This window comes from Pseudonocardia sp. NPDC049635 (genome assembly GCF_040659795.1).
Lineage (GTDB): Bacteria > Actinomycetota > Actinomycetes > Mycobacteriales > Pseudonocardiaceae > Pseudonocardia.
Window position 1 is genome coordinate 296,446 of record NZ_JBFAON010000002.1, and the last position, 26,190, is coordinate 322,635.

A 26,190-nucleotide genomic window follows, 5' to 3' on the forward strand; every position below is an offset into this window, starting at 1 on the left:
TGACCCGCACCGGTGCGCGGCCCGTGTCACTGGAGAGGGGACCCTTGTCAGAACAGCCGGACCGGTCCGGGAACGAGCCGGTCGAGCAGGTCGGGTCCGCCGATGCCGAGGGCAACCGTGCACCGGAGGACGAGACGGCCACCGAGCGCACCGCCCGCTTCGAGCGGGACGCCATGCCGCTGCTCGACCAGCTCTACGGTGCCGCGCTGCGGATGACCCGGAACCCGGCCGACGCCGAGGACCTGGTGCAGGAGACGTTCCTCAAGGCCTACTCGGCCTTCGGCTCGTTCCGCCGCGGGACGAACCTGAAGGCCTGGCTGTACCGGATCCTGACCAACACCTACATCAACGGGTACCGCAAGCGACAGCGTCAGCCGTTGCAGGCGCCGACCGATGAGATCACCGACTACCAGCTGGCCCAGGCGGGCGAGCACACGTCCACCGGCCTGCGCTCCGCCGAGGTCGAGGCGATGGACGCGCTGCCCGACGACGACGTGAAGGAAGCCCTCTCGGCGCTGCCGGAGGACTTCCGGATGGCGGTGTACCTGGCCGATGTCGAGGGGTTCGCCTACAAGGAGATCGCCGAGATCATGGGTACTCCGATCGGTACCGTGATGTCCCGGCTGCACCGGGGCAGGCGCCAGCTGCGGGACATGCTGACCGATGTCGCCCGTGAACGTGGCTTCGTGCGCGGGGCCGACAGCCAGGAGGTGACGGCGTCGTGAGCGCCGAGGAGGTTCCTGCCGAGCGCAACCCGCTGGCCGGTGACAAGGCCGGCTGCAACGAGGTGCTCGCCGAGGTCTGGATGTTCCTGGACCGTGAGTGCGACCAGGAGCGCAGGCGGTTCCTGCAGCACCACCTCGACGAGTGCGCACCGTGCCTGGCCGAGTACGGCATCGACGAGAAGCTGAAGGCGCTGCTGGCGCGCAAGTGCGGCGGCGAGTCGGCGCCGGAGGCGTTGCGCGACCGGCTCCGGGCGCAGATCCGCTCGGCGGTGCTGGAGCAGGCGCAGGTCCGGGTCGAGTCCGGCCCGGAGGGCACCTCGGTGTCGGTGTCCCGGCGGCGCACGGAGTACCGGCGCGAGGGCTGAGCGGGGCCGCGACACGTGCGGAGGGCGGGTACCGGACCGGTACCCGCCCTCCGCACGCTCTGCCGGCGACTCAGGTGTTCGGCTTCTTGCCGTGGTTCGCCTTCTTCTTGCCGCGGTCGCGGCGCTTGCGGGCACGCTTGGACATGATCGGCCCTCCTCTCTTCCCGGGGTCACGGTTCCGCGGCGGTGCCGCGGGAGTTCGTGGCGGTGATTCTCGCATGTGATGGGATGGGCGACCGTGACCACGCTCAGCCAGCTGCTCGCCGAGCACACGACGATGGACGGCGAGACCGCCGACCACCTCCAGCGGGTGGTCGGCGAGTGGCAGCTGCTCGCCGACATGTCCTTCGCCGACTTCCTGCTGTGGGTGCCGCTGGACGACCTGCACGCGGTCGCCGATCTCGCCGTCGAGGGGCCCCCGCGGGCGTCCACCGCCCAGTTCCTCTGCGTCGCCCAGGCCCGGCCGACCACCGCGCCCACGGCGCACCCGGACGACGTCGTCGGTCGCCGGGCGGCGTCGGTGGAGGTCGGCCAGCTGCGCCGGGCGATCATGGAGGGGCGGATCTGCCGGGACGACGACCCGCACTGGCACCTCGAGGTGCCGGTGCGCCGCGAGACCATTCCGGTCCGCTACCACGGCCGCACCGTCGCCGTGCTGTCCCGGGACACCAACCTGTCGACGCCGCGGGTGCCCTCCCCGTTGGAGATCGCCTACCTGGGCAGCGCCTCGGACCTGTGTCAGATGATCGTCGACGGCACCTTCCCGCCGCAGTCGGGGCCGCCGGGCAGCGCGGAGGGCAGCCCACGCGCGGGCGACGGCCTGGTCCGGCTCGACGCGCACGGCAACGTCGCCTACGCCAGCCCGAACGCGCTGTCGGCGTACCACCGGATGGGCCATGCCAGTGACGTCGCCGGTGCCGACCTGGCCGCGGTGACCAAGGCGCTGGTGCTCGATCCGTTCGACGCGAAGGACGTGGCCACCCGGATCGCCGACGCACTGGCCGGTGTCCCGTCGAGCCGGATGGAGGTGAAGGGGCGGCGCGCGACGATGCTGGTCCGTGCGCTGCCGCTGCGGCCACGCGGTGACGCCGCCGGTGCGCTCGTGCTGGTCCGTGACGTCACGGACCTGCGTCGCCGAGATGCGGCGCTGATGTCCAAGGACGCCACCATCCGCGAGATCCACCACCGGGTGAAGAACAACCTGCAGACCGTCGCGGCGCTGCTCCGTCTGCAGGCCCGGCGCAGCGAGCACCCCGAGGCCAGCCGGGCGCTGGAGGAGTCGGTTCGCCGGGTCACCTCGATCGCGCTGGTGCACGAGGCGTTGGCGTACTCGGTGGCCGAGGTCGTCGAGCTCGACGAGCTGCTGCCGAAGGTGTTGCCCGCCATCCGGGACGGGGCGACCACCGAGTCGCGCGCCCGGGTCCGGGTGGACCCGGGGTTCGGTGCGCTGCCCGCGGCCAAGGCCACCCCGCTGGTGCTGGTGCTGGCCGAGCTGGTGCACAACGCGCTGGCGCACGCCTACGACCCGGGTGTGGCGGGGGAGGTCGTCGTCAGCCCGAACCGTTCGGCGAGCCGGCTCGAGGTGTCGGTCGCCGACGACGGGCACGGGATGCCGGCGGACTTCGACTTCGAGCGGTCGAAGGGACTGGGCCTGCAGATCGTGCGGACGCTGCTGAGCTCGGAGCTGGAGGCCACGATCACCGTCTCCGCGCGGGAGGGCGGCGGGACGGTGGCGTTGATCCGGCTCCCGCTGGGCGGCGGCGCCTGAGCGGGAGGTGAGCGGCCGGTCCGGGTCGGCCGGCCGCAACGGGCGCGAGCCGGGGCGTCCTCGGGCGGTCGGTCCGGCGCGCCGGGTGACCGTGTCGGTCACTGCGGGTGACCCGGGGCGTGAGCGGGGCCCCGGGCGGCACCGGATACCCTCGACCCGTGACCGTCGATCCCGGTGCCGTGGTCGCGCCGGCACCGTGGTGGACGGAACACACGGGGTGGCAGATCACCCCGAACGCACCTCGGGCCCGTGGCCGGTGGCGTCCGGCTACGGGCCCGAGGTCGGGGAGCTACTTCTCGAGTGCTTCGATCAGGCGGTGTGGGCGCGCGGGCGGGTGCTGCGCCGCTTCAGGGCGCGACGCTCGTCCTCGCTCATGCCGCCCCAGACACCCGCGTCCTGGCCGGACTCGAGGGCCCACTGCAGGCACGACTCGGTGACCGGGCAGCGCCGGCACACGCTCTTCGCCTCGGCGATCTGCATCAGGGCGGGGCCGCTGGTGCCGACGGGGAAGAAGAGCTCGGGGTCCTCGTCGCGGCAGATCGCGTCGTGACGCCAGTCCATGATTACTTTCTCCTCTGGTGCGCGATCGGGGTCGCGCCGATCGTCATCTGTTACGTCCGTGTTTCGGAGCTTGTGAATACTTTCACGAGCTCCGGCGGTCCTCAACGGGAAACTGCTCATCTGATACGTGAGTGGCCTCATAGCCGCTCGCGCACGACGGACCGTAGCCCCGAACTATCCAGCTCCGGGTCGGTTCTCCGAACCAGTGTCCCTGTCCGACACGGAATCGGCCACCCGAATCCCGTGTCGTACCGGACACCCCCCTGGCGGCGCTGCCGGGGCCTCCCGCTTGCGTAGGGACCACCTTGGATCACCGGTTTGGGCTGGTGTAAGCCCCAACGGGACCGGCGGTCCGCTCACATCGGTGAATGGCGGGGTTGCTCACTCCGGCGTGTGAGAGGGCCCGCACGGGGCGCGACGAACCGCCCCTCTCATACGACGACGCGTAACGCTCCCGGCACGCTCAGAAATTCCACGTCGGTCCGCTCGCCCAGATGGTCGCCGTCCAGCTGCAACGCCAGCGGCCGGTCGGAGAGGATCCTGACCTGCGGAACCGCGTCGTGCCGCACGACGTGCCTGCCGTGCGGGTCACCGTCGGCGGCCAGGATCTGACGCAGCGTCGCCGCGATCGTTCCGGGGCCCAGGCCGGTCAGCGCGAACAGCCCGAGCCCGCTCCCGAACGACGAGCGCGGGTTCGTCCGGACCGCGCGGCCGGAGAGGTAGGTCCACGGGTCGGTGTTCGAGACGAACGCCAGCCGCACCCCGCCGAGCGGCGCGGCCCCCGGGATCTGCACCGTCATCGACGGCGGCCGGCGCAGCTGGGCCAGGTACTGGCCGATCGCGGTGACCGCGTACCGGCCGGGACTGGCCTCGTGGCCCTGGGCCCTGGCCCGCTCCACGGCCGCGACCACCTCGGCGTCCCAGCCCATACCCGCGTTGAAGGTGAACCATCGGTCGTCGGCGTGGCCCAGGCCGACCAGCCGTCGGCGCCGGGCGGCGAGCGCGGCGAGCACATGGCCGGTCGCCTCGACCGGGTCGCGCGGCATCTCGAGCGCGCGGGCGAACACGTTCGCCGAACCTCCGGGCACGACGGCCAGCATCGCGGTGGCGTCCGGGTCCGGCCGGGGCGGGCCGCTGCCGGTACCGGTCTGCGCGGCCAGCAGGCCGTTCACGACCTCGTTGACCGTGCCGTCGCCGCCGAGTGCCACCACCAGCTCGACCCCGTCGGCGACGGCCGCCGCGGTGGCCTCCGCGGCGTGCCCCCGGTAGCGGGTCTGCAGCACGTCGAGCTTGAGCTCGCTGGCGAGCGCCTTGGCCAGCACGTCCCGGCCGGCCGCCGTCGTCGACGTGGCCTGCGGGTTGACCACGAGCAGCGCGCGCACGGGCCGACTGTAACGACCGGGGTTCCCGCGCCGGGGGCGGGCGGCCCGGGCCGTTGATACCGCACGTCGCGCACTGCTTATCCTCGGCGTCGTGGCCGAGGAGCAGCGCAACGACGTCCCCGCGGCGCGGCGCGTGCCGGAGAACGTGAAGGTGTCCGGGCTGCTGGTCGCGGTGCAGGGCGTCGTCGGCGTGGTCGTGGCCGTCGTGCTGGGGACGCGGGCCGTCGAGGCGGGCGGGCCCCGGTTGTACTACGGGCTCGCCGAGTCCGGGATCTTCCTGCTGATGGGCGGCGCCGTGGTGGGGATCGGGTTCGGGCTGGTCCGTGGGCTGCACGGTTGCCGCACCCCGGCGATCGTGGTGCAGCTGCTGCTGCTCCCGGTCGTCTACAGCCTGCTCGGGCCGTCCCGGCAGCTGCTCTGGGGCATCGTGTGCGGGCTGTTCGTGCTGCTCACCTTCATGCTGCTGATCAGCGAGCAGTCCAAGCGCTGGGCGCTGGGCGAGGACGAGCCCGGTTAACCACGGGCCCGCCGGGCGAGCGCGGCCAGCGGGTCGCCGGTGAGGCGGTAACCGGTCCAGCCCTCGTTCGGCCCGGCGCCGATCGAACGGTAGAAGCCGAGCGCCGGCTCGTTCCAGTCGAGGACGTTCCATTCCAGCCTGGCCCAGCCACGGCGCGTGCACTCGGCGGCCAGCGCCGCGAGCAGGCGCAGCCCGTGCCCGTCGCCGCGGTGCGCGGGACGGACGTAGAGGTCCTCCAGGTGCATCCCGGCCACCCCCTCCCAGGTGGAGAAGGTGCGGAACCAGATCGCCGTGCCCACCACGGTGTCACCGGTGCCGTCGCCGGTGGTGGCGACGAGCGCGGCCGCCGACGGATCGGGGCCGAACAGCGCCACGTGCAGGTGCTCGTCGGTGAGCCGGCACTCCTCGGCGGCCCGCTCGTACTCGGCGAGCTCGTGCACCAGTTGCACGACGGATGCGACGTCGGCGGGCGCGGCCGGCCGGACGCCGGTCACCGCCGCACGCCCGGGGCGGGTCGCTGGTTGACGTGGTCCAGCCGCGGGACGCCGCGCTCGAACCCGAGCACCGTCACCCCGGCCGGGTCCATCGCCACGTGCACCCCGCCGGTGGCGGGCAGCCCGATCCAGCGGGCGGTCAGCACCCGGGAGAAGTGACCGTGCCCGACCAGGACGACGTCGCCGCCGGCGAGCAGCGCACGCGCGTCGGCGAGCACGGCGTCGGCCCGGGCGCACACGTCCTGCGGTGTCTCGCCGCCCGGCCACGGGCCGTCCCAGATGGTCCAGCCGGGCAGCGTCTCGCGGATCTGCGGGGTGGTGCGGCCCTCGGCGTCGCCGTAGTCCCACTCGGCGAGCCGCTCGTCGATCTCGTCCACGGTCAGCCCGGCGAGCGCGGCGGTGTCCCGCGCACGGGTGCGCGGCGAGCAGAGCACCCGGGCCGGTGGCACCGGGTGCCGGACCAGCTCCAGCGCGTCGGGCAGTGCCCGGGCGGCCGCCCGGCCGGCGTCGGTGAGCTCGACGTCGGTGCGCCCGGTGTGCCGCCCGGTACGTGACCACTCGGTCTCACCGTGCCGGACGAGCAGGATCCTGCCGCGGGGGTCGTCGCTCACACCCACCGACGCTACCGTCCGGGCGGTGCCGCGGCGTCCGCGCGCGGCACCCGGGATCACCCGGAGGGGTGGGTGTCCGACCCGTCCGGGTCCGTCGGTCGTGGCGAGTCGGCGCAGCAGCCGTTCCGTCCGCTGAGATGGGGTGGCCCTGCCCCGTCCCCGAGGAGCGACATGTCTCTGCACCTCCGCCCGTCCGTGCGGCGGATCGCCGGGCTGACCGCCGCGGCCGGTCTGGCGTTCGCCGCGGCGCTCGGCTCGGCCGGTCCCGCCGTCGCGGCGCCGGAGCGGCCCGGAGCGGGGATCGGCCCCGGCGTGCAGATCGCCACCCCGGTCGCCGGGGGAGCGGAGCTGTGCACCGCGAACTTCCTCTACACCGCGGCGGGAGCGGCCGACGGGCTCCGGGACGACGAGGGGCCGCTGCGCGAGCGCGTCCCGGCGGGGAAGCTCTACCTGGGTACGGCCGCGCACTGCATGGCGGCACAGAGCGCGCGGTCCTCGATCGACGGCTGCGTGGAGCCGGTGCAGCCGCACGGCACCGAGGTCGGGATCGTGGGACGGGACGGGACGGTGCACGCGGGCCGGGTCGCCTACAACTCGTGGGTGGTGATGCAGGAACGCGGCGAGAGCGACCCCCGGCTCTGCCTCTACAACGACTTCGCGCTGATCGAGCTCGGACCGGCCGCGGCAGCGGTCGCCGACCCGACCGTGCCCGGCTTCGGCGGCCCGGTCGGGCTGAACGCGGGGGGGACCGCGAGCGGCGAGCGGGTCTATAGCTACCAGCCGAACCAGCTCGCCCCGACGCCGTTCAAACAGGGGGTGTCCTTCGGCAGGCCGGAGGGTCCGCGGACGCACGTCGTCGCGACGCTGCCGCCGGGCGTGCCCGGCGACTCGGGTTCCGGTTATCTCGACGAGCAGGGACGGGCCTTCGGGGTGCTGTCCAGCCTGATGCTGCCGACCGCGACGAACGGGGTCACCGACATCGCGCAGGCGCTCGGGTACGCCGCCGCGTACGGCCCGGTGGGGCCGGTCGACCTGGTGCCGGGCACTACCGGGTTCACCCCGGACCGGACACCGTTGGGCGAGTTCCCGGCCGTCCCCGAGCGCCCGCTGCCGGACCTCACCCCCGTGCCGTTGCGCTGAGGTGGCGAGCCGTACGGGCGTCCTGTGCCGGTGCCCACTCCGGCGGGGCGGGAGCGGCGGTACCCGCCACCGGCCCGGTTAGACTCCGCAACAGACCCGACAGCCGTGTCCCGGCGCGGGGCCGCATCCGGCCCCGGCCGCCGGGATGGCCGTCCGGCACCGCGAGCCGGTCGACGACCCCGCGACCTCCGGTGCAACGGCAGGCGCCGTCCGCCCGGTGCCGCTTCAGTTCCTCACCGTATGGAGTCTTCGATGACGCTCGCCCAGGACCGGCCGGCAACCTCCCCTCCCGCGCGCGACGAGGTGTTCGGCGCGCACAAGGGCGGGAAGCTGGCGACCGGTCTGACCGCGCCGCTGGCCGATGCCCGTGACCTGTCGATCGCCTACACCCCCGGGGTCGCGGACGTGTGCCGCGCGATCGCCGACGACGCCGCCCTCGCGGCCCGCTACACCTGGGCGCACCGCCTGGTCGCGGTGGTCAGCGACGGCACCGCGGTGCTGGGGCTGGGCGACATCGGCCCCCGGGCGTCGCTGCCGGTGATGGAGGGCAAGTCGGCGCTGTTCAAGTCGTTCGCCGGGCTGGACTCGATCCCGCTGGTGCTCGACACGACCGACGTCGACGAGATCGTCGAGACCCTGGTCCGGCTGCGGCCCACCTTCGGGGCGGTCAACCTGGAGGACGTCTCGGCCCCGCGGTGCTTCGAGCTGGAGCGCCGGCTGGTCGAGGCCCTCGACTGCCCGGTGATGCACGACGACCAGCACGGCACCGCCGTCGTCCTGCTGGCGGCGCTGAACGGTGCCTGCCGGGTGCAGGGCCGGACGCTGTCCGAGCTGCGGATCGTGATCTCGGGTGCGGGCGCGGCCGGGATCGCCTCCGCCCGGATCCTGCTGGCGGCCGGGGCGTCCGATGTGGTGCTGCTCGACTCCCGGGGCGTCGTGGACGCCGCCCGGGGCGGGGCGAAGGCCGAGCTGGCCGCGGTGACGAACCCGCGCGGGGTGCGCGGCGGCATCGCGGAGGCGCTGTCCGGTGCGGACGTGTTCGTCGGGCTCTCCAGTGCGACGCTGCCGGAGGCGTTGCTGGCCACGATGGCTCCCGGTTGCATGGTGTTCGCACTGTCCAACCCGGACCCCGAGGTGCACCCGGACATCGCCGCCCGGCATGCGGCGATCGTCGCGACCGGACGCAGCGACTTCCCGAACCAGATCAACAACGTGCTGGCCTTCCCGGGGATCTTCCGCGGGGCACTGGACGCGAACGCCCGGCGGATCACCGACGGCATGAAGCTGGCCGCCGCCACGGCCATCGCCGAGGTGGTGGCCGACGAGCTGTCACCGACCAGCATCGTCCCCGGGCCGTTCGACCGGCGGGTGGCGCCCGCCGTCGCGGCCGCCGTGGCCCGGGCGGCCGCCGCGGACGACGACGCCCGGTGACGCGGCGCAACGGGAGTCACACAGCGTGTACGTACGGACGCTGCGCCGAGCGGCACGTTCCGCTGTGAGTGGTCGCTCACTGTAGGTCAAGTTCGTTGCCACCGTTCGCCGAAGGATCGCACCCCTTCGCCGTCAGGCGATAGCCGGTCGCCTATCGCGGAGCGGCGGCGGACCGCCCGGATTGCTCCGATCGGCCGCATTACCCGCTGTGCAGGGTCGCTCGATCGGGCTACCGGGGCGGATCGCCCGGCCCGGTGCCTCGTTGAGCCCGTGGAGCTGCCGAACGGAACGGAGGCCGGTGTGGCCGAGGTGGAACCGCGGGCGGGACATCGTCCGGGTGGTGCGTCCCGGGGCGCTACCGGCGAACCGGGCGTCGACCCGGTGTCCCGGGCGCCCCGCGACGCGGACCGGCCCACCGGGTTGGCCGGCGACCTCGCACGGGCCTTCGCCGGCCCGGGCGGCGCCCGGTCGACGCGGCCCCGCGCCGCAGCGGAGCCCGGGCCGTCGCACCCCTTCGGGGAGCCCGGCCCGGGGGCGCCCGCCGTCGATGCCTCCCCCGGTGCCGATCTCGCCGTCGCCGGGGCGGTGGCCGTGCCGAACGGTGGTGCCGCCGGAGCGCGCGGACCCGGCCCGGACGGTGCCGCGCCGGAGTTCCCGCTGGTCGGTGAGCCGGCGGCCGTCCGGGACCCCGGTGCCGGTGAGCCGGTCGCCCCGGGGTCCGGTGCCGGTGGGCCGGTGCTGCCGGAGACCGGGTTCGGTGGGCCGGTCGCGTCGGACACGGGGCTCGGTGCGACGGCCGCGCCGGAGACCGCCTTCGGTGAACCGACGTTCGGCAGGCCCAGCCCGACACCGCGCCCGTCCCCGGCGCCCCGCCGCCCGCAGGCCTCCGACCCGGTGCCCGACGACCGGACCGATCCTGATCCCACCGACCACTCGGCGGTGCAGCTCCCGCCCTCTCCGGCGCTGCTCTGCGACGCCTCCGGGATCGTCCTGCACACCAACGCCGCGCTGCGCCGGCTCGCCGGCTCCGCCGACCCGACCGGGATGAAGCTGCCGCAGCTGCTCGTCGGCCCCGACTCCGACGCCCGCCTGGTCCGCGCCGACCGCAGACTGGCCCGGGTGAAGGTGGTCCGCTGGCCGCAGCCCGGCAACCGGACCGTCGTGCTGCTCACCGCGTTCCCGGACGCGACGCCCGCCCCGTCCGACGAGGCGCCCGCCCTGGACCTCGAGCGCGCCACCCGGTCCGGCACCTGGACCTTCGACCTGCAGGCGGGCACGCTCACCCGCAGCGAGGGTCTGGTCGAGCTCTACCGCTCGCTGGGGGTGCGTCCGGACGGCGCGGACGGGCCGATCGAGGGCGAGCAGGTCGAACGGGTCTGCCGGTTGCTGCGCCGCGGCCCGGACGAGCTGTCCGACCCCGGCCGCGCCGGGCACTCGTCGGAGATCCGGCCCGAGGGCGGGTCGGTGCTGTCCTGCCGCACCCGGATCGACCGCACCCCCGGTGGCGCGCCGCTGCGGCTGATCGGCACCGTGCAGGACGTCACCGACCGGCGCCGCGCCGAGTCCCGCGCGCAGCGTTCCGGGCAGCGGTTCGCCGAGCTGGTCGCCACCATCACCACCGGGGTCGCGATGCTCGACGGCCGTGGGCGGATCGTCGACGCCAACCCGGCGCTGTGCCAGCTGCTCGACGCCGACCTGGAGACCCTGCGTGGTGTCCCGGCCCGGAGCCTGTCCGCGGAACCGCAGTCCGGTGACCGCAACGGCCTGCCGGACTGGCTTCGCCCACCGTCCGACCCGGAGTCCACCTATCGGATCGACTCGTTGCCGCTGCTGCGCGCCGACGGCACCCGGGTCGACTGCGAGGTCGTCGTCAACGCGGCCCCGTCCGACGACGGCAGGCCGTTCTGGCTGATCGTCGTCACCGACGTGGGCGAGCGCAGGCGCGCCGCGGACGTGCTGCGCGAGGCGAACACCGTCGACCCGCTGACCCGGCTGCCGAACCGGGCGGGACTGCTGGAGCTGGCGGACCGGGCGCTGGCCGGTCCGGACGCCGCGCGGGTCGCGGTCGTCGTCGGCGACGTCGACGACTTCGCCCGGGTCAACACCGGTCTCGGCCACTCCGACGGTGACGCCCTGCTGGTCGAGCTCGCCGGACGGCTGCAGCGCGAGCTGCCGCCGCTGTGCACCGCGGGCCGGTTGTCCGCCGACGAGTTCGCCGTCGTCTGCGCCGACGTCGACACCGCCGGTGGCCCGCAGGCACTCGGGGCGATCGTCGCGGAGCTGTTGCGCGGCACCGTCACCGTCGGCGGACGCCCGGTCACGCTGACCGCGTCGGTGGGGGTCGCGACCCGCGACGCGGTGCCCACCGGTCAGCACCCGCCGCGCGGTGACGACCTGCTGCGTTCCGCCGAGGTCACCGTGCAGCAGGCCAAGCAGCGCGGCCGCGGCACCGTCGCGGTCGCCGACCGCGGCACCGTCGGGCCGGCCTGCCGGCAGCTCGAGCTGGAGGCCGAGCTGCGTGCCGCCATCGAGTCCGACGCGCTGCGCCTGGAGTACCAGCCGGTCGTCGCACCGGACGGCACCGTGTTGTCGGCCGAGGCGCTGCTGCGCTGGTCGCACCCGGTGCACGGGGAGGTCTCGCCGGGTGAGTTCCTGCCGGTCGCGCAGCGCAGCGGTCTGCAGCGCGATCTCGACCTGTGGGTGCTGCGCACCGCCACCGCCGAGGCCGCCACCTGGCCGCGGCACGGCCGGCGGATCGCCGTCGCGGTGAACCTGGCCGGCCTGCTGCCCGCCGACCCGGCCTTCCTCGACGAGGTGACCGCCGTGGTCGAGAGCTCCGGGCTGGGTTGGGACCAGCTGGTGCTGGAGCTGGTGGAGACCAGCCTGGTCGCGCTGCCCCGCCCGGCGCTGGACGCGATGAGCGAGCTGGTGCGCCGTGGCGTCCGGTTCGCCGTGGACGACTTCGGCACCGGCTACTCGTCGTTGGCCCGGCTCAAGGAGCTGCCCGCCCAGACGGTGAAGGTGGACCGCGCGTTCGTCACCGGTGTCGGCACCGACCCGGCGGACTTCGCGCTGGCCCGCGCCGTCGTCGAGGTGGCCAGGGCGATGGGCCGCGCGACCGTGGCCGAGGGCGTCGAGACCGCCGAGCAGTTCCACGTGCTGCGCGGGCTCGGGGTGAACGCCTTCCAGGGCTGGCTGTTCGCCCGCTCACTGCGCCCGGAGGACCTGCACCGGGTGTTGCGCGGGGGCGGGCTCCCGACCCCCGCCACCACCGGCACCCCGCCCGGCGGTACCCCGGGCGCCTGGTAGCGCTCCGGGACGGATCGCCGCTGTCGGTGGTTCGGGATACCGTGCCCTGGACAGTCAGCCGCCGTCCGGGCGGCCGCCGAGGGCAGGGGGAGCCCGCGATGATCGAGTTCCGGGGCGTCACGAAGCGCTTTCCGGACGGGACGGTCGCCGTCGACGAGCTCGACCTGGTGGCCGAGCAGGGCCGGATCACGGTGTTCGTCGGGCCGTCCGGCTGCGGGAAGACCACCTCGTTGCGGATGATCAACCGGATGGTCGAGCCGACCTCCGGCGAGCTGCTGGTGGACGGGCAGGACGTGCTGGCCGCCGATCCCGCCGAGCTGCGCCGCGGGATCGGCTACGTGATCCAGCAGGCCGGGTTGTTCCCGCACCGCACCGTCGTCGACAACATCGCGACCGTCCCGATGCTGCTGGGCACCGGCAGGCGGGCGGCCCGGGACCGGGCCATGGAGCTGATGGAGACGGTCGGCCTGGACACCGCGATGGCGAGCCGGTACCCGAGCCAGCTCTCCGGCGGCCAGCAGCAGCGGGTCGGGGTGGCCCGCGCGCTCGCCGCCGATCCGCCGGTGCTGCTGATGGACGAACCGTTCTCCGCGGTCGACCCGGTGGTCCGGGAGAGCCTGCAGGAGGAGCTGCTGCGGCTGCAGTCCGAGCTCGGCAAGACGATCGTGTTCGTCACCCACGACATCGACGAGGCGATCAAGCTCGGTGACCGGGTGGCGGTGTTCCGGGTCGGCGGCCGGCTGGCCCAGTACGACGAGCCGGGTGTGCTGCTGTCCCGCCCGGTCGACGACTTCGTCGACACCTTCGTCGGCCGCGACCGCGGATACCGCGGTCTGGGCTTCCTGACCTCCGACACGATCCGGCTCGGGAGCCTGGCGATGGTCTCGGTCGGCGATCCGCGGCCCGACTCGGGCTGGGCGGTGGTGCTGGACGGCTCCGGGCGACCGCTGGGCTGGGTCGAGGCCGGCGACGGTGTCGTCACCGAGGGCGCGATCGTGCCCGGTGGCTCGCTGTACACAGTCGGTTCCGGTTCACTGCGCGGTGCGCTGGACGCGGCGCTGTCCTCCCCGTCCGGACAGGGCGTCGCGGTCGACGCCGAGGGCCGGGTCGCCGGGTCGGTGACCGCCGACGCGGTGCTCGCCGCGCTGCCCGCCGCCCGCGACGACTCCGCGGCGTAGGGGCCGGAATGGACTGGGTCTTCCGCAACTCCGCGCTGGTCCTGGACCTGACCCGCGAGCACCTGGTGCTGTCGCTGGTCCCGGTGCTGATCGGGCTGCTGCTGGCGATCCCGCTCGGCTGGCTCGCCAACCGGCGGTCCTGGAGCCGCACACTGACGCTGAACGCGGCCGGTTTCCTCTACACGCTGCCGTCGCTGGCGCTGTTCGTGTTCCTGCCGCCGATCATCGGCACCCGGATCCTGGACCCGGTCAACGTGATCATCGCGTTGACCGTCTACGTGCTGGCGCTGCTGGTCCGCACGGTCGCCGACGGGCTCTCCGCGGTGCCGGCCCGGATCGTCGACTCCGCGACGGCGATGGGCTACCGCCCGGTGCACCGGTTCCTCACCGTCGAGCTCCCGATCGCGGTCCCGGTGATCACGGCCGGGCTGCGGGTCGCCGCGGTCAGCGCGATCAGCCTGGTCACCGTCGGGTCGGTGATCGGCTTCGGCGGCCTGGGCAAGATGTTCACCGAGGGCTTCCAGCGGGAGATCCCGCAGCAGACGATCACCGGGATCGTGCTGGTCCTGCTGCTGGCACTCGTGGTCGACGGGCTGCTGGTGCTGCTCGGGCGGCTGCTCACCCCCTGGGAGAGAGCCCAGCGGCGGGCTCGGCAGGGGGCGAGCCGGTGACCTACCTCGGCTGGCTGTTCACCGGTGAGAACTGGACCGGGCCGGACGGCGTCCTGGTCCGGCTCGCCGAGCACCTCGGCTACACCGCGCTGACCATGCTGATCGCGATGGCGATCGCGTTGCCGCTGGGCGCCTGGATCGGGCACACCGGGCGGGGCGGCGTGGTCGTCGTCGGGCTGGCGAACGCGCTGCGCGCGCTGCCCACCCTCGGTCTGCTGGTGCTGCTGTTCCTGCTGGTCGGGCTGGGCCTGCTCGGACCGCTGATCGCGCTGGTGATCATCGCGGTGCCGCCGCTGCTCGCCGGCACCTACGCCGGTGTGCGCAACGTCGACCCGGCAGTGGTGGACGCCGCACGCGGGATGGGCATGCGCGGCCCCGAGGTGCTGCGCAAGGTCGAGCTGCCCAACGCGCTGCCGCTGATCATCGGCGGGATCCGCAGCGCGGCCCTGCAGGTGATCTCGACGGCCACTGTCGCCGCGTACGTGGGTATCGGCGGGCTCGGCCGGTTCATCATCGACGGCCTCGGCCAGCGCGACTTCGGCGCCATGATCGGTGGTTCGATCCTGGTGGCCGCCCTCGCCGTCGTCGCCGACCTGGTGCTCGGCGGGCTGCAGCGGTTGATCGTGTCCCCCGGTCTGCAGCAGCGTGCCGGGCCCCGGCGCGCCCCGCTTCGCCTGGTCCGGGGCGGGGAGGCGAGCGCGGCATGAGGAAGGCACTGGCGGCCCTGCTGGTGGCGCTGTTCGCGCTGGCCGGTTGCGGCGGTGACCCGCTCGCCGGGGGCGCCGACACCGATCCGGACGTGATCGCCATCGGTTCGGGCAACTTCACCGAGTCCCAGCTGCTCGCCGAGATCTACGCGCTCGCGCTGCGCGATGCCGGGGTGCAGGTCGAGAACCCGGTCGCGATCGGTTCGCGGGAGGCCTACTTCCCGGCCCTGCAGGACGGTTCGGTGGACCTGATCCCGGACTACTCGGGGGCCCTGCTGACCTACCTCGACCAGGAGGCGACCGCCGTCGAACCGGATGACGTGTACGCCGACCTGCAGGCCGCTCTGCCGCCCGGGCTGGTGCTCGGTGAACGCTCCGAGGCGGAGAACAAGGACGCCGTCGTCGTCACCCGGGAGACCGCCGACCGGCTCGGCCTGCGCACCATCGCCGATCTCGCCCCGCACTGCCCGGACATGACCTTCGGCGGCGGTCCGGAGTTCCAGACCCGCCCGGACGGGATCCCCGGCCTGGTCCGCGACTACGGCTGCGCCTTCGGCGACTACCGCTCGCTCGACTCCGGCGGGGTGCTCACGGTCGCCGCGCTGAGCAGCGGTGCGGTGCAGGCCGCGAACCTGTTCACCACCGATCCGGCCCTGGAGCAGAACGACTTCGTGCCGCTCGCCGATCCGGCGGAGAACTTCTCGGCGCAGAACGTGGTGCCGGTGCTCGCCGAGCGCAAGGCCGCCCCCGAGGTCCGTGCCGTGCTGGACCGGATCTCCGCCGCGCTCTCGACCGAGGAGCTGCTCGCGATGAACGTCGAGGCCGCCGGCCCGGACAAGCCCGCACTGCGCACCGTCGCCGCGGACTGGTTGGAGCGCAAGCAGATCACCGGAGGCGGAGCATGAAGGTGCGCGCGCTGTACCGCTACCCCGTGAAGTCCATGCTCGGTGAGCAGCTCGACGAGCTCGAGCTCGACGCACACGGCGTCGTCGGAGACCGGGAGTTCGCCCTGCTCGACGCGGGTGACGGCCGGGTCGCCACCGCCAAACAACCGCGGCACTGGCGGGCGCTGCTGCAGTGCCGGTCCGCGGGGAGCGGAGCCTCGGCGCAGGTGACCCTGCCCGACGGTCGCACCGTGCCCGCCGGTGCAGCGGCCGGACCGCTCTCGGAGCTGCTGGGCAGGCAGGTCGTCGTCAGCGGGGCACGCCCGGACGGTGCGGTGGTGGAACGCCCGGACCCGGAGGACATCCTCGCCGCCGGGCTGGACGCGGAGGTCGACGCCCCGCTGCTGGAGATCGCCCAGGGCACCGGCGGCGGCAGGTTCGTCGACCACTCGCCGGTGCACCTCGTCACCACGGCGACGCTCGATGCGCTCGGCGTGGACGCACTGCGCTACCGGCCCAACATCGTCGTCGCCACGCCACCCGGGGTGCCCGCGTTCGTCGAGAACGACTGGCTCGGCCGGGCCCTCACGATCGGCGGTGTGCGGCTGGTGCCTACGCTGCCCACCCCGCGCTGTGTGGTGCCGACCCTGCAGCACGGGGACACCCCGCGCGCGCCGGAGGCCCTGCGCGGCCCGGCGCAGCGCAACCGGGTCGAGGTCGAGGGGTTCGGCGTGCTGCCGTGCGCGGGGTGCTACGCCCGGGTGGAGGTGCCGGGCACGCTGCGCCGCGGTGCCACGGCGGTGCTCGCCGCCCCCTGACCGGCCCCGGTCAGGACAGGCGGGAGTACACGTCGGTGACCAGCAGGACGGCGAAGAGGATCGACGAGATCACCAGCACCGAGTTCGACAGCCACCGGCTGCGACCGCCGTCGGGGACCAGTTTCGAGTTGAGCAGCAGGAGCAGGCTGATCGCCAGGAACGGCATGAAGAACGAGCCGAGAACCCCGTAGGCCAGCGTCAGGGCGAACGGCCGGTCGAGGAACAGCAACGCCATCGGCGGGAGCGTCAGCCACAGCAGGTAGGCCCGGAACGCCCAGGACCGCTCGGCGGCAGCCGCCTCGTACACCCCGGCCCGCCCGGGGCCGTCGCCGCGTTCCCCGCCGTCCGGCGCCGGGCCCGGTTCCTCGCCCGCGGCCAGGGCCGTCGGGGTCCGGGCCTCGGTCCCGATGGCGGCCGCCGCGCCGTGCGGCAGCCGGATCGCGCGGGTCCAGTCGGTGAACAGCAACGAGACACCGTTCCACACCCCGATCAGCGACGTCACCGTCGCGGCGAGGAACCCGACGAGGAACAGGATCCGCACGCCCTGCCCGTACAGCTCACCGAGCCGGTCGCCGAGGACGAGCAGGCCGCGGTCGTCCTCGGTGATCTCCATGCCGAACAGCACGGTCGAACCGACGACGAGCATGGCGATGACGAACAGTCCGGTCAGTACGTAGCCGACCGCGTTGTCCAGCCGCATCATCGACAGCCACCGTGGGCCCTTCCAGCCCTTGGCGTAGAGCCAGTACCCGTAGCTGGACATGGTGATCGTGCCGCCGACGCCGCCGATCAGCCCGAGGACGTACACCACGGAACCGCTGGGCAGCCGGGGGACCAGGCCGGAGGCGAGTGCTCCGAGGTCCGGCCCGACCAGGACGGCGATGCCCACCACGGACACGAACATCACCGCGACACCGACGGTCATGACCTTCTCGAACAGGGCGTAGCGCTGGAACCAGACCAGCAGCAGCCCGGCGATCCCGGCGATGATCCCCCACCAGCGCACCGAGAGCCCGTCGAACATCGCGTTGAGCGGCAGGCCGACCGCGGACATCGCGGTGGCACCGTAGACGAAGCCCCACACGATGATGTAGACGCCGAAGAACACGGTCGCCCAGCGGCCGAGCCTGCGCCAGCCGTCGAGCATGGTGGCGCCCGACGCGAGATGCCACCGGCCGACGGCCTCGCCGAGCGCGAGCTTCACCAGCGTGCCGACGATCGCCGCCCAGAGCAGCACCGTGCCGAAGCTCGCACCGGCGATCATGGTCGCGACCAGGTCGCCTGCGCCGACACCGGTGGCCGCCGCCACCAGCCCCGGCCCGATCGAGCGGATCCTCCGAGCTCCGGTCGGCGGTTCGAGGAAGTCGGTCGGGGGGCTGGTCGAGGCCATCGTCACACTCCGATGCACGTCGTCGGGGATCGGCCGTTCGGCAGCACGCTAGGGGGTCGAATCCGGACTTTCCAGCGCGAAACAGTCACGATGCGGCTCGGACCGTTGGCGGCAGCTTCGGCATCGCCCGACGAGCGGTGGCGTGTCGCGGTCGGCCACCTCACCATGGTGGAGACCGACCGGCGATAGATTCGGCACACACCCGCGGCCGGTGCCCCGGCCGGCGGACGACACACGCGCGGAGAGGGCGGAATGGCGAACATCGACGAGATCCGGGCCGGTATCGGGGCGGCGAACCAGCGGGCCACCGAGAGCCTGGGCGCGTTGCGCCACGTCCGGAACGCGATCGAGGAAGCGGGCTCGGCGCTCTCCCAGCAGACCTACGGCACCGCCCAGCAGGACGCGGAGCAGGCCCGCGCGCTGTTCGCCGCGGCCGCGGCGAAGGTGGACGAGGTCGAGCAGGCGGTGCACGTCGCGATGAACGCCGCCGACGACATCACCGCCCGGCTGTGAGGTCCGCGGTTCCGGTCCGGGTCGTCCGGGTCTGAGCGCGGTGGTGGGACGACGGGGGCGGCGTGACCGCGTCCGCGCCGCGTTCGACCGGTTCCACAGGGCGGCGTCGGTCGCACTCGGCGCCGCCGAGGTGCGCCGGGACCGGGCGGTCCGCGCGCACGCCGAGACGATGGCCGAGCTCTGGCTGCGCGAGACCGGGTACGACGCCGCGCAGCGTGATCCGGCGCTGCGCACGGTACTGGACAACCCGCAGCTGGCCGATGCCGTGGCACGCGTCGCCGAGGACCGCGCGCACGCCTTCGACGGCTGGCAGGGTGGCTCGCCCGAGCTGCTGTCCCGGATCGTCGCCGACGCCGCGCCCGGCGCTGCGGGGCAGGATCCGCGGAGCTGGCCGCCCGGCGCGGGTGAGGTCGAGGGGACCGGGCCGGTCCCCTCGATGTGGCAGCTCGGCACCGGATCGGTGGAGGGCGGCGCGCCGTTCCGGGTCGGCGTGCCGCTGCTCGACGGCGCCCACCTGCAGATCACCTCGACCCCGCACACCCGCGAACAGGCCGAGTCGATGGTCGAGACGCTGTTGCTGCGGGTGCTGCGCTACTTCCGGCCCGGTGTCGTCGGCGTGCACGTGTGGGACGTCGGCCAGCTCGCCGGTGCGCTGCCCGGGCTCTACCCACTGACCCGCACCGGCCTGCTGACGGTGCACGACCCGACCCGCCTGGAGGCGCTGCTCGACCAGCTCGCCGACCGGATCCGCCGGGTGCAGACCCGGGTGCTCGCCGCCGGTCACTCCTCGCTGCGCGAGCTCGCCGAGCGCGGTGACGAGCGTCCGGAACCGTGGTTGGTCGCGGTGCTCGCCGGGAACGGCACCCCGCTGCCCGAGGACCAGCACCGGCAGCTGCAGCGGGTGGCCCGCGGTGGCATCGCGGCCGGGGTGGTGCTGGTGCTGCTCGACGTCCCGGTGGCGCTGCGCAAGCCGGTCGAGTCCGTCGAGTTCGTCGCGGGCGAGGACCGGGACGGTTCGGTGACCGCGCGCACCTCGCTGACCGGGCCGCACGTCGTCGTCACGCCGGACCCGGCACTGCCGGCGGAACTGGTCACCGACACCTGTCACCAGCTCGCCGACGCGCACGAGGCGTGGCGCGGCCGGCTCGGTGCCTTCGCCGACCTGCTCCCGCCGGTCGACCGGCGCGGGCGCGCGAACTCCCGCGACGGGCTGTACGCGCCGGTCGGGTACGAGGACGGAATCCCGGCCGGCCTGTCCCTCGACGACCACTCACCGCACGCGCTGGTCGGTGGCCCCAGCGGGTCCGGCAAGACGAACCTGCTGCTCGCCTGGATCTCCGCGCTCGCCGCCCGCTACCCCCCGGACGAGCTCGAGCTCTACCTGCTCGACTTCAAGGAGGGTGTGTCCTTCGCGCAGTTCGCCCCCGATCCCGACGGCAACCGCACCGGCTGGCTCCCGCAGGCCCGGCTGATCGGTGTCAACATCAACACCGATCGCGAGTTCGGGCTCGCCCTGCTCCGGCACCTGGCCGAGACCATGCGGGTGCGGGCCGAACGGGCCCGCAGGCACGGTGCGACCAAGCTCGCCGAGCTGCGTGACGAGCTGGCCGAGCGCGGCGTCACCGGCGAGGCGGCGCGGCTGCCGCGGATCGTCGCCGTGATCGACGAGTTCCAGTTCCTGTTCAGCGGCCGCGACGCCGTCACCGCCGAGGCGACCGCGCTGCTCGAGGACGTGGCCCGGCGCGGCCGCTCGCAGGGTGTGCACCTGGTGCTGGCCAGCCAGGACGTCTCGGGGATCGAGGCGTTCTGGGGGCGCCCGGCGATCTTCGAGCAGTTCGTGCTGCGGCTCGCGCTGCCCCGCGCCCGGCGGGTGCTGGCCCTGGAGAACGAGCTGCCGATGACGATCCCGCGCTGGCACGCGGTGGTGAACCACGACTCCGGTGTCGTGCACGGCAACCAGGTCGTCCGGATCCCGGAGGCGGGCGGCCCGCTGGTGCGTGAGGTGCAGGACGCGGCGTTCGCGGCGCACCCGCCGGACCGCGAGCCGGTGGTGTTCGACGGTGCGCGTGCCCCGTCGCACAAGACGCTGGTCGCCTCGTTGCCCGACGACGGGCCGCCGCGCGCGTTGCTCGGCCAGTACGTCGACGTCGACGGGACTCCCGCCGCGGTGGAGCTGGGCGACTCGCCGGGGCGCAACGTCGGGGTGATCGGGCCGGACGCCACGGTCGCGGCCCCGCTGCTCTGCTCGGCGGCCGAGTCGTTCGCCGGTCAACTGGCCCGCCGTGACGACCGGACCCGTTTCCTGCTGTTCCCGCTGGTGTCCGAGGCCGTCGGATACGGGGCGGAGCTCGCCGCGCGGATGCCGGTGCCGTCCGAGACGGTGCCCGCGGCCGACGTCGCGAACCGCATCGCCGCGCTGGCCGCGCAGGTGCGCGAGCGTGCCGGCGACGGCACCGGCGACCATCCGCCGCTGGTGCCGGTGCTGTTCGGCGCGGACGCCGCCGAGTCGCTGCTCAGCCTCGGCGGGCTGGAGGACCTGCGGGCCGTGCTGCGGCACGGACCGGCGGTCGGGGTGCACCTGCTCGGCTGGTGGCGCGGGGCGCAACGGTTGAAGGCGCTGCTGTCGCCGCCCGGTGCGACCGTCGACGACCTGGGTGCCTGGATCGCGACCGGGGTACAGGGGGCCGATCTCGGCCCGCTGGTGGGGGGCCCGCCGCCGCAGTGGCAGCCGTCACGGGGACGGGGCCTGCTGCTGGACCGGGCGTGGCGGTCGCGCCCGGAGCTGGTGATCCTCGCCGAGTGGGGGGATGACGGGTGACCGACGCCGTCGAGCACTACCGCCGGGTGGTCGCCGGGCTCGCCGAGGCCGTGAGCGAGCTGCGCGCGCGGGACGCCGCCCGGGCCGAGGAGCTGCGTCGCGAGCTGCGCGAACGGGACCGTGAGCTGGTCCGGGCGACCGAGCGGGTCACGCTCGGTCGCGGGATGTTCGAGTTGCGCTGGGAGGCGGCGCTGCAGGTGCTGTGGTCGGTGGAGGAACCGGGCAGGCCCAGGCCGCGACCGGACCGGCGCGCTGATCCGGCCCGGCACGACGAGCTGGAACGGGCGGCCGACCAGGCGCTCGAGGAGCTGCGGGCCTCCGGTGACCGCCGCCTGTTCCGGCTCCGCCGCACCACCGACTGAGTCGCTCCGCCTGCCCCGCCGCCCCGCCGCTCCGCCCCGCCGCTCCGCCGCCCCGCCCCGCCGCTCCGCCCGCCCGGCCCCGCCCTGCCGGGCTCATTGCTCCACCGGCCCGGTCCGCCGCTCCGGCCGGCCCGGGGCTCACCGAGATGCAGCCCAGCGGGCCGTAAAGATCGACTATTCCCGCTGAGCTGCATCTCGCCGCGGCACGGGCGCGCGGCACGGGGCGAGGCGCGCGGCACGGGACGAGGCGCCGGGTGCGGCGCGGCACGGGGCGGGGCGCCGGGTGTGGCGTGCGGCGCGGCACGGGGCGAGGCGCGCGCCGCGTGTCGGGGTGGGACGGGCTACTCGTCGTCGGCGTCGTCGCGGGCGAGGAAGCTCGACAGCCGCTCCACAGCCGTCTCGAACTGGGGGTTCAGGTCCACGAACGCCCGTAACCGGTCGGCGAGCCACTCGACGCTGACCTGCTCGTCGCCCCGCCGGTCGACGAGCTCCTCGATGCCGCGGTCGGTGAAGTACACGCCGGTCAGGGTAGACGCCGACGGCCGGACACGGAGCACCGTGCCCGGCCGTCGTGACCCGGGGTGCTCAGGCCTTCGCGAACGCCTTGTCGATCAGCTCGGCCTGCTCGACCTCGTGCACCTTCGACGACCCGGCGGCCGGTGCCGCCATCCGCCGCCGGGACACCCGGGTGAACCGGCCCTGCAGCTGCGGCAGCTTCTGCGGCAGCTCCAGGCCGTAGTACGGCCACGAGCCCTGGTTGGCGGGCTCCTCCTGGACCCAGCGGATGTCGCCGGCCTCGGGGTAGCGCCCGAGCGCCTCGGCGATCTGCTCGGTCGGCATCGGGTAGAGCTGCTCGACCCGGACCAGGGCGGTGCCCTCGACCGAGGTGTCGCCGTTCTTGCGTCGCTTGTCGCGGGCTGCGGCCAGCTCCCAGTAGATCTTGCCGCTGCAGAACAGCACGCGGTCGACCTCGGTGACCGGGCCGCGCTTCTCACGGTGCTCCGGGTCGTCGATCACCGGCCGGAACCGGCCACCGGTGAAGTCGGACAGCGGGCTGACGACCTGCTTGGCGCGCAGCATCCACTTCGGTGTGAACACCACCAGCGGCCTGCGCACCCCGTCGAGGGTGTGCTGGCGGAGCAGGTGGAAGTAGTTCGCGGGCTCGGACGGCAGTGCCACCGTCATCGACCCCTCCGCGCACAGCTGCAGGAACCGCTCGATGCGCCCGGAGCTGTGGTCGGGGCCCTGGCCCTCCAGACCGTGCGGCAGCAGCAGTGCGACGTCGGAGAGCTGGCCCCACTTCGCCTCACCGGAGGAGATGAACTCGTCGATGATCGGCTGGGCGCCGTTGACGAAGTCGCCGAACTGGCCCTCCCACATCACGAGCGCCTCGGGGTTGGCGACCGAGTAGCCGTACTCGAAGCCGACCGCCGCGAACTCCGACAGTGCCGAGTCGTAGGGCAGGAACCGGCCCTGGTCCTCGGACAGGTTGCGCAGCGGGAAGTACTCGGCACCGGTCTTGCGGTCGATCAGCACCGAGTGCCGCTGCACGAAGGTGCCGCGCCGGGAGTCCTGGCCGGAGAGCCGGACCAGCCGGCCGTCGACGGCCAGCGAGCCCATGGCGAGCAGCTCGGCGAAGGCCCAGTCGACGTCGCCCTCGCGGGACATCTTCTCGCGCTTCTTGAGCACCGGCTCGACCCGCTTGTGCACCGAGAAACCCTCGGGGAGGTTCGTGTGCACGTCGCCGATCCGGTGGATGATCTCCAGCGGGATCGAGGTGTCCAGGTCGGACGGGACCTGCTGCACGTCCTCGATCGAGGGCGAGATGGCCGGCGGCGTCTTCTCCAGCTCGCGCACCTCGTTGAAGACGTGCTCCAGCTGGTTGGAGAAGTCCTTGAGCGCCTGCTCGGCCTCCTCCATCGTGATGTCGCCCCGGCCGATCAGCGACTCGGTGTAGATCTTGCGGACGCTGCGCTTGGCGTCGATCACGTCGTACATCGACGGCTGGGTCATCGACGGGTCGTCGCCCTCGTTGTGGCCGCGGCGCCGGTAGCAGATCATGTCGATCACGACGTCGTTGTTCCAGCGCTGCCGGTACTCGACCGCCAGCTTCGCCACCCAGACGCAGGCCTCCGGGTCGTCACCGTTCACGTGGAAGACCGGCGCACCGATCATCTTCGCGACGTCGGTGCAGTACTGCGACGAGCGCGAGTGCTCCGGGGCGGTGGTGAACCCGACCTGGTTGTTGACCACGACGTGCACGGTGCCGCCGGTGCGGTAGCCGCGCAGCAGCGCGAGGTTCAGCGTCTCGGCGACCACGCCCTGGCCGGCGAACGCGGCGTCGCCGTGCAGCAGCACCGGCAGCACGGTGAACCCGCCGTCGCCCTTGTCGAGGATGTCCTGCTTGGCCCGGACGATCCCCTCCAGGACCGGGTCCACGGCCTCCAGGTGCGACGGGTTGGCGGTCAGCGAGACGGTGGTCTCGCCGTCGCCGAACATCCGGAAGTACTTGCCCTCGGCGCCGAGGTGGTACTTCACGTCGCCGGATCCGTGTGCCTGGCCCGGATCGAGGTTGCCCTCGAACTCGCGGAAGATCTGGCTGATCGGCTTGCCGACGATGTTGGCCAGCACGTTGAGCCGGCCACGGTGCGGCATGCCGATGACGACCTCGTCGAGCTCGTTCTCGGCGGACTTGTCGAGCACCGCGTCCAGCAGCGGGATGACGGTCTCGCCGCCCTCCAGCGAGAACCGCTTCTGCCCGACGTACTTCGTCTGCAGGAAGGTCTCGAAGGCCTCCGCCGCGTTCAGCCGGGACAGGATGTACTTCTGCTCGCTCGGGTCCGGCTTGACGTGCGGGACCTCGATCCGCTCCTCGAGCCACTTGCGCTGCTCGGGATCGGCGATGTGCATGTACTCGGTGCCGATGGTGCGGCAGTACGACGCGCGCAGCAGGCCGAGCACGTCACGCAGCTTCATGTGGCTCTGGCCGCCGAACCCGCCGACCGCGAAGTCGCGGTCGAGGTCCCACAGGGTCAGCCCGTGGCTCAGCACGTCCAGGTCGGGATGGCGGCGCTGCCGGTAGTTCAGCGGGTCGGTGTCGGCCATCAGGTGGCCGCGGGTGCGGTAGGACTCGATCAGCTCCAGCACCCGGGCGGTCTTGTCGACCTCCCCCTCGGGGAAGTCCTGGACCCAGCGGATCGGCTCGTAGGGAACCCGCAGGGAGGCGAAGATGTCGTCGTAGAAGGCGTCCTCGCCGAGCAGGAGCTGGTGCACCCGGCGCAGGAAGTCACCGGACTCCGCACCCTGGATGATCCGGTGGTCGTAGGTCGACGTGAGCGTGATGATCTTGCTGACGCCGAACTCGGCCAGCCGCTCCTCGGAGGCGCCCTGGAACGCGGCCGGGTACTCCATGGCGCCGACACCGATGATCGCGCCCTGGCCGACGGTCAGCCGCGGCACCGAGTGGTTGGTGCCGAGCGTGCCCGGGTTGGTCAGGCTGATGGTGGTGCCGGAGAAGTCCTCGGCGGTCAGCTTCCCGTCGCGGGCCTTGCGGACCATGCTCTCGTAGGCCGACCAGAACTGGGCGAACGACATGTTCTCGCAGCCCTTGATCGAGACCACGATCAGCGAGCGGCTGCCGTCCTTGCCGGGCATGTCCATCGCCAGGCCGAGGTTCACGTGCTCGGGCGTGACGACGGTCGGCTTGCCGTCGGTCTCGGCGTAGTGCCGGTTCATGTTCGGGAAGTCGGCGAGCGCCTTGACCAGCGCGTAGCCGATCAGGTGGGTGAACGACAGCTTCCCGCCGCGGGTCCGCTTGAGGTGGTTGTTGATGACGATGCGGTTGTCGGCCAGCAGCTTGGCCGGGACCGCGCGGACGCTCGTCGCGGTCGGCAGTTGCAGCGACGCGGTCATGTTCTTGGCGATGGCGTTGGCGGCGCCACGCAGCGGGGTGGTGGTCGCGCCACCCCCGTCCTGAGCGGGCTTGGCGGCCTTCGAGCCGCTGCTGCCCGCCGCGGGCTTCGTCGCCCCGTTCGACGACGGCGAGCTCGCCGTGCGCAGCTGCTCCTCGGCGGGCGGCGGCTCGGCCCTCGGCGTGACCGGGGGCGGGACGTCGCGTGAGCGCGAGGCCCGCCCGGTCGCGGTGGAGCCGTTCTCGACGGCCTTCTGGGCGGGGGCGGACGAGGTGTCCTCGTCCTCGTCGTCCTCGGTGGCGGAGCCGCGGGTCACCCCGCTGCGGCCCGCGGCCGGCGCGGAGCCGTTGGACGGGCTGCGCTTCTCGTCGGCGTCGTCTGCGGACTCACCGGACGCCGGGCGCTGCTCACCGTCCTTGCCGTAGTCGGCGAAGAACTCGTGCCAGGCCGGGTCCACGGCCGACGGGTCCTCCTGGAAGCGCTGGTACATCTCCTCGACGAGCCACTCGTTGGGACCGAATTCGCCCGCCGGATGGGAGGTACTGCTCGATGACACTCTGCGTCAACCGCCTTGTTAGCTGCTCGATTTGTCGCGACCGGGTACCAGGTTAGTCCTCTTCACACGAGCTGTGGCA

The 26,190-nt window shown here is 73.4% G+C and carries 23 protein-coding genes; 15 read left to right on the forward strand and 8 right to left on the reverse strand.

From position 1 onward, the window contains the following. Nucleotides 1-44: 44 nt before the first annotated feature. Both AB0J24_RS04125 and rsrA read left to right on the forward strand, forming a co-directional pair. Nucleotides 45-725, forward strand: coding sequence for a sigma-70 family RNA polymerase sigma factor (locus tag AB0J24_RS04125; RefSeq protein ID WP_358675106.1), 681 nt, complete (start codon nt 45-47; stop codon nt 723-725). Continuing rightward, a complete protein-coding gene (gene rsrA / locus AB0J24_RS04130; protein ID WP_358675108.1) occupies nt 722-1,090 on the forward strand; it encodes a mycothiol system anti-sigma-R factor in 369 nt (122 codons plus the stop codon). Before AB0J24_RS04125 ends, rsrA begins: the two co-directional genes overlap by 4 nt. 70 nt (nt 1,091-1,160) lie before the next feature. Here rsrA and AB0J24_RS04135 read toward each other — a convergent pair whose 3' ends face one another. Further along, nucleotides 1,161-1,310 carry a hypothetical protein gene (locus tag AB0J24_RS04135; protein WP_358675111.1) on the reverse strand — a complete coding sequence of 50 codons (150 nt, stop codon included), beginning with the start codon at nt 1,308-1,310 and terminating at the stop codon, nt 1,161-1,163. An 18-nt stretch (nt 1,311-1,328) separates the two neighbouring features. On the opposite strand from AB0J24_RS04135, the gene AB0J24_RS04140 reads away from it, so the two are divergent. Further along, nucleotides 1,329-2,858 carry a histidine kinase N-terminal domain-containing protein gene (locus AB0J24_RS04140; protein WP_358675435.1) on the forward strand — a complete coding sequence of 510 codons (1,530 nt, stop codon included), beginning with the start codon at nt 1,329-1,331 and terminating at the stop codon, nt 2,856-2,858. Nucleotides 2,859-3,167: 309 nt separating this feature from the next. Here AB0J24_RS04140 and AB0J24_RS04145 read toward each other — a convergent pair whose 3' ends face one another. Together AB0J24_RS04145 and AB0J24_RS04150 are read right to left on the reverse strand one after the other, a co-directional pair. After that, complete coding sequence (locus AB0J24_RS04145; RefSeq protein ID WP_010225812.1) at nt 3,168-3,419, reverse strand: WhiB family transcriptional regulator; 252 nt, start codon at nt 3,417-3,419, stop codon at nt 3,168-3,170. Between the two features lie 431 nt (nt 3,420-3,850). After that, nucleotides 3,851-4,801, reverse strand: coding sequence for a diacylglycerol kinase family protein (locus AB0J24_RS04150; protein ID WP_358675114.1), 951 nt, complete (start codon nt 4,799-4,801; stop codon nt 3,851-3,853). 91 nt (nt 4,802-4,892) lie between these two features. Here AB0J24_RS04150 and AB0J24_RS04155 point away from each other — a divergent pair, with 91 nt between their 5' ends. Further along, the gene (locus AB0J24_RS04155) at nt 4,893-5,318 is read left to right on the forward strand and encodes a hypothetical protein (RefSeq protein ID WP_358675117.1); all 426 of its coding nucleotides are present in this window, start codon (nt 4,893-4,895) and stop codon (nt 5,316-5,318) included. Here AB0J24_RS04155 and AB0J24_RS04160 read toward each other — a convergent pair. Both AB0J24_RS04160 and AB0J24_RS04165 read right to left on the reverse strand, forming a co-directional pair. Continuing rightward, nucleotides 5,315-5,812 carry a GNAT family N-acetyltransferase gene (locus AB0J24_RS04160; RefSeq protein ID WP_358675120.1) on the reverse strand — a complete coding sequence of 166 codons (498 nt, stop codon included), beginning with the start codon at nt 5,810-5,812 and terminating at the stop codon, nt 5,315-5,317. The two genes, AB0J24_RS04155 and AB0J24_RS04160, sit on opposite strands and share 4 nt — an antisense overlap. Next, nucleotides 5,809-6,423 carry an acid phosphatase gene (locus tag AB0J24_RS04165; protein ID WP_358675122.1) on the reverse strand — a complete coding sequence of 205 codons (615 nt, stop codon included), beginning with the start codon at nt 6,421-6,423 and terminating at the stop codon, nt 5,809-5,811. The genes AB0J24_RS04160 and AB0J24_RS04165 overlap by 4 nt, the downstream gene beginning before the upstream one ends. 171 nt (nt 6,424-6,594) lie before the next feature. On the opposite strand from AB0J24_RS04165, the gene AB0J24_RS04170 reads away from it, so the two are divergent. The 8 genes from AB0J24_RS04170 (at nt 6,595) to AB0J24_RS04205 (ending at nt 16,561) form a co-directional block, all read left to right on the forward strand. Beyond that, a complete protein-coding gene (locus AB0J24_RS04170; RefSeq protein WP_358675124.1) occupies nt 6,595-7,563 on the forward strand; it encodes a serine protease in 969 nt (322 codons plus the stop codon). 252 nt (nt 7,564-7,815) lie between these two features. After that, a complete protein-coding gene (locus tag AB0J24_RS04175; protein ID WP_358675126.1) occupies nt 7,816-8,994 on the forward strand; it encodes a malic enzyme-like NAD(P)-binding protein in 1,179 nt (392 codons plus the stop codon). A gap of 300 nt (nt 8,995-9,294) precedes the next feature. Beyond that, nucleotides 9,295-12,303, forward strand: coding sequence for an EAL domain-containing protein (locus tag AB0J24_RS04180; protein ID WP_358675128.1), 3,009 nt, complete (start codon nt 9,295-9,297; stop codon nt 12,301-12,303). A 98-nt stretch (nt 12,304-12,401) separates the two neighbouring features. Beyond that, a complete protein-coding gene (locus AB0J24_RS04185) occupies nt 12,402-13,481 on the forward strand; it encodes an ATP-binding cassette domain-containing protein (protein ID WP_358675130.1) in 1,080 nt (359 codons plus the stop codon). Nucleotides 13,482-13,489: 8 nt separating this feature from the next. Then, nucleotides 13,490-14,152 (forward strand): ABC transporter permease, encoded by a 663-nt coding sequence (locus tag AB0J24_RS04190; protein ID WP_358675132.1) that lies wholly within the window; start codon nt 13,490-13,492, stop codon nt 14,150-14,152. After that, on the forward strand, nt 14,149-14,859 hold the full coding sequence (locus AB0J24_RS04195; RefSeq protein WP_358675134.1) for an ABC transporter permease: 711 nt from the start codon (nt 14,149-14,151) through the stop codon (nt 14,857-14,859). The genes AB0J24_RS04190 and AB0J24_RS04195 overlap by 4 nt, the downstream gene beginning before the upstream one ends. After that, a complete protein-coding gene (locus AB0J24_RS04200) occupies nt 14,856-15,764 on the forward strand; it encodes an ABC transporter substrate-binding protein (RefSeq protein WP_358675136.1) in 909 nt (302 codons plus the stop codon). Before AB0J24_RS04195 ends, AB0J24_RS04200 begins: the two co-directional genes overlap by 4 nt. After that, nucleotides 15,761-16,561, forward strand: a complete 801-nt coding sequence (locus tag AB0J24_RS04205) for an MOSC N-terminal beta barrel domain-containing protein (RefSeq protein WP_358675138.1) — start codon at nt 15,761-15,763, stop codon at nt 16,559-16,561. The genes AB0J24_RS04200 and AB0J24_RS04205 overlap by 4 nt, the downstream gene beginning before the upstream one ends. Before the next feature lie 10 nt (nt 16,562-16,571). Here the strand turns inward: AB0J24_RS04205 and AB0J24_RS04210 are convergent, their stop codons facing one another. Next, on the reverse strand, nt 16,572-17,951 hold the full coding sequence (locus AB0J24_RS04210; RefSeq protein WP_358675140.1) for an Nramp family divalent metal transporter: 1,380 nt from the start codon (nt 17,949-17,951) through the stop codon (nt 16,572-16,574). Between the two features lie 252 nt (nt 17,952-18,203). On the opposite strand from AB0J24_RS04210, the gene AB0J24_RS04215 reads away from it, so the two are divergent. From AB0J24_RS04215 to AB0J24_RS04225, 3 genes are read left to right on the forward strand one after another with little or no spacing between them, the layout of a single operon-like run. Continuing rightward, the gene (locus AB0J24_RS04215) at nt 18,204-18,464 is read left to right on the forward strand and encodes a hypothetical protein (RefSeq protein WP_358675143.1); all 261 of its coding nucleotides are present in this window, start codon (nt 18,204-18,206) and stop codon (nt 18,462-18,464) included. A gap of 43 nt (nt 18,465-18,507) precedes the next feature. Further along, nucleotides 18,508-21,282 (forward strand): FtsK/SpoIIIE domain-containing protein, encoded by a 2,775-nt coding sequence (locus AB0J24_RS04220; protein ID WP_358675146.1) that lies wholly within the window; start codon nt 18,508-18,510, stop codon nt 21,280-21,282. Next, nucleotides 21,279-21,644 (forward strand): hypothetical protein, encoded by a 366-nt coding sequence (locus AB0J24_RS04225; protein WP_358675149.1) that lies wholly within the window; start codon nt 21,279-21,281, stop codon nt 21,642-21,644. Before AB0J24_RS04220 ends, AB0J24_RS04225 begins: the two co-directional genes overlap by 4 nt. 341 nt (nt 21,645-21,985) lie before the next feature. Here the strand turns inward: AB0J24_RS04225 and AB0J24_RS04230 are convergent, their stop codons facing one another. Together AB0J24_RS04230 and AB0J24_RS04235 are read right to left on the reverse strand one after the other, a co-directional pair. After that, nucleotides 21,986-22,162, reverse strand: a complete 177-nt coding sequence (locus AB0J24_RS04230; protein ID WP_093340837.1) for a DUF6104 family protein — start codon at nt 22,160-22,162, stop codon at nt 21,986-21,988. Between the two features lie 67 nt (nt 22,163-22,229). Next, a complete protein-coding gene (locus AB0J24_RS04235; protein WP_358675152.1) occupies nt 22,230-26,111 on the reverse strand; it encodes a multifunctional oxoglutarate decarboxylase/oxoglutarate dehydrogenase thiamine pyrophosphate-binding subunit/dihydrolipoyllysine-residue succinyltransferase subunit in 3,882 nt (1,293 codons plus the stop codon). Nucleotides 26,112-26,190 lie beyond the last annotated feature (79 nt).